The 3024-nt window shown below is 57.8% G+C and carries 3 protein-coding genes and 1 pseudogene; 2 read left to right on the top strand and 2 right to left on the bottom strand.

Annotated elements, in window-relative coordinates:
• A pseudogene (locus Q0C48_RS05000) lies at positions 1 to 532 on the bottom strand (type II secretion protein); the annotation flags it as partial.
• Complete coding sequence (locus tag Q0C48_RS04995) at positions 522 to 1715, bottom strand: hypothetical protein (protein WP_291522128.1); 1194 nt, start codon at positions 1713 to 1715, stop codon at positions 522 to 524. The pseudogene Q0C48_RS05000 and the gene Q0C48_RS04995, both read right to left, overlap by 11 nt.
• Between Q0C48_RS04995 and Q0C48_RS04990 the strand changes: the two genes are divergently transcribed.
• Both Q0C48_RS04990 and Q0C48_RS04985 read left to right on the top strand, forming a co-directional pair.
• The gene (locus tag Q0C48_RS04990; protein WP_291522127.1) at positions 1714 to 1893 is read left to right on the top strand and encodes a hypothetical protein; all 180 of its coding nucleotides are present in this window, start codon (positions 1714 to 1716) and stop codon (positions 1891 to 1893) included. The two genes, Q0C48_RS04995 and Q0C48_RS04990, sit on opposite strands and share 2 nt — an antisense overlap.
• The coding region (locus tag Q0C48_RS04985; protein WP_291522126.1) for a NuoM family protein at positions 1890 to 3024 on the top strand (1135 nt) is incomplete at its 3' end. The genes Q0C48_RS04990 and Q0C48_RS04985, both read left to right, overlap by 4 nt.

Raw genomic sequence — 3024 nt, 5'->3', positions numbered from 1 at the left:
GAGCGGTACGATGGGCAGCCAGCTTGGTGCGCCAGTGCGCCATGGTGTTACGCCAATAGGCCAGGCCCGTGCGCTCAATGCCAATGAGCAAGGGTGCCTCGGCATGCTTGTAGTCCTGTATGTACCAGCGGATGTCTTCCTTGAGCGCGACACGAAATTCGTAATGATGGGCAGGGATCAGCTCCTGAACCTGGGCACGCATGCCCAGGTTGTTCGGGTCAGCCGCAGCGATGATGACCGTATCGCCCATCTGCCGGATGGGAAACCACTCTCCGGTAAGCAGCACCTTGCCATCCAGGCCCGAAAACAACTGCGGCACGGGCAGGCGCTCATCATATTGCGCGATAGCGCAGTCATAATGCCGGGCCAGCGCATCCAGCAAGGTGCAGCGCGTCACGGCCAATTCTTTCAATAAGATGCGTTCGGCGTCGATACCGCGCTTGGCGGCACTATGTAGTGCCGACTGGAGCAGGGCTTCACTCAGAATGCCCTGCTCAACCAGGGGATAATAGGGAGATATTTCAGTGTTCATGCGGATAGTTGGTGCGCTTCCAGGCGCTTTTCGGCTGACTATAATCGGCATCGGCGATTTCAAAACTACCGTCGACAAGTGGTGAACTGCGCTTGACCCGTTCTGCCGGCAGATACCAGCGCAAGCCATCGACAATGAGATACAGGCCAATGATCACCAACGCGGCATCAAAAATTGTCCAGAGGATGTCTACATGGCCCGTAAATTCGAAGTAAATATAGAGTCCGGCGCCGACCGTCATGATGCTGAAGCCGGTGCGGATGAAAGCCATGCCGGTGCGCGCCCGGGCCATGACCGTCCGCAGCCGCGACATGACGTTGCGTTTGTCCGCAAGGGTAGTGCGCTCCAGCGCCAGGCCGGTAGTTGCAAAAACTCCTGGGCGCGCCTGCTCGGCATTGGCCTCAACTAGCGGATCTATATTGTGGGTATAAAGGCATAAAGAGGGAAAAATGCGATCCCAAGGCCCGCGTTTGACGTGGGCATTACTCACCGCTTCCAGCGCCCTATTGGCGGCATCCCGCCCGGGATGGTACCAGAGAAAACCCTCCACCAGCATGAAAAAGCCAATCGCAATCAGACTCCAGTCAAAAATCGACCAGGGACCGGTAGGAAATTTGCGGATGAAGCCAATACCGATAGCCGCAAAGGCCACACCGGTCCGGGCAAAGGCGAGTCCCGTCCGCGCTTTGGCCATCATCGTCCGCAGATAGGCCAGAATGGTGCGTTCTTCGGCGAGATTGGTCCGGTCATTCGCCAGGAAACGCCGCCTCTCGACCGGAGAAAGTGCATCCCAGGCCTCACGCAGTCCGGCAGCCACCGCAACCACCGGACTGCGTCGAAATGCCATCTGCCCGCCCGGATCAATGACATTCAGGGCTGAATAGTTTTCGGGAACCGCGTAGGGAAGATAGGTTTTGATGGCGCGCGACTCCTGTCGCGCCGGCAGATACCAGAGCAGGCCGTCAATCATGGCCAGAATCCCGAAAACCAGGAGTGGGATTTCAAAAAACAACCAGGCCCCACCACCGAACAGGCGCAAAAAGGCGACACCAATACTGGTCAACGCGACCCCCGTGCGTGCCAGAGCCAGTCCGGTGCGGCTGCGCGCAAAACGGGTCCGTTGCGCGGAGTAGCGGGTGCGTTCTCCGGCCGTGTATGATGTTCTTCTCGTGCGCCCGTTCATGGCGCTGGTTCGTGGCCTGCGACATGACCCGGTCGATTTGTTTGTCACCGGCCTCTCCGCTCTCGCGATCCGGCTGCATCGTACCCTGCGGCGAAGCCAGGTTGGTCAAGTCCGCCGCTATGCCGGTTGGTTGATGGTCGGCTCAATCGCAACTGTCGCTATTCTGGTGTTCAAATGATCCTCGTCTGGCTTCTTCTTGTCCCCCTTGCCGGCGGTCTGCTCGCGTGGCCGTCCGACCGGATCAATCCGCTGCTGCCGCGCGTCATCAGCTTTGCTTCTCTCCTGCTCGAGCTTGTACTCCTGCTCCCCCTGCTACACGCCTCCACGCCGGCCAGCCTGATCGAACCCGGACACTGGCTCGCGGCGTTCGACATGCCATGGATACCGGCTTTCGGCATCAGCTTCCGTCTTGACCTCGATGGATTGAGTTGGTTGCTGATCGTGTTGACTGTGGTTATCGGTCTATTCTCAATCGTCGTGTCCTGGACCGAAATCGAGGATAATGTCGGCTTTTTCCACGCCAACCTGATGTGGTCGCTTGCCGGCTCGATTGGTGTATTTCTGGCACTCGATCTCTTTCTCTTCTTTTTCTTCTGGGAAATCATGCTGGTGCCGATGTATTTCGTCATTGCCATCTGGGGCCATGAGAATCGCCGTCGTGCCGCGATTAAGTTTTTTCTGTTTACGCAGGGCAGCGGTCTGTTGATGCTTCTGTCGATCCTCGCTCTCGCCTTCCAGCACGACCAAGAGACCGGAACGCTTACCTTCAACTACTTCAAACTTCTCGCAGACCAACCCGCTGGCATGTTCGGCTATCTGATCATGCTTGGCTTCTTCATCGCCTTCCTCGTCAAGCTGCCCTCGTTTCCCTTGCACACGTGGCTGCCCGAAACCCATACCGAAGCGCCCACCGCCGGCTCCGTCATCCTTGCCAGCATCCTGCTGAAAACGGCCGGTTACGGTCTGTTGCGCTTTGCTGTGCCGCTGTTCGTCGCCGCCGCCCACAATATTGCTCCGATCGCAATGTGGCTCGGTGTGATCAGCATATTCTACGGTGCCGTCCTCGCCTACGGTCAAAACGATTTGAAAAAACTGGTGGCCTATTCGAGCATTAGCCACATGGGCTTCGTTCTCCTCGGTATCTATAGTTTTAACATGCTCGCGTGGCAGGGTGCCGTGATCCTGATGATTGCGCATGGCGTCAGTACCGGAGCGCTGTTCATCACCGTTGGTAGTATCCAGAAGCGCCTGCACACTCGTGATCTTGGCCGCATGGGCGGACTCTGGACCGATCTGCCCCGCCTGTCCT

This window comes from Acidithiobacillus sp., assembly GCF_023255755.1.
Lineage (GTDB): Bacteria > Pseudomonadota > Gammaproteobacteria > Acidithiobacillales > Acidithiobacillaceae > Acidithiobacillus.
Note: the sequence above shows the minus strand (reverse complement) of the source record. Positions and strands in the feature narration are given on the sequence as shown.

Bases quoted from the DNA above. Each gene is read 5' to 3' on its own strand.
- Q0C48_RS04990 (WP_291522127.1), top strand. From the start codon at position 1,714: ATGGCGCTGGTTCGTGGCCTGCGACATGACCCGGTCGATTTGTTTGTC.
- Q0C48_RS04995 (WP_291522128.1), bottom strand. From the start codon at position 1,715: ATGAACGGGCGCACGAGAAGAACATCATACACGGCCGGAGAACGCACC.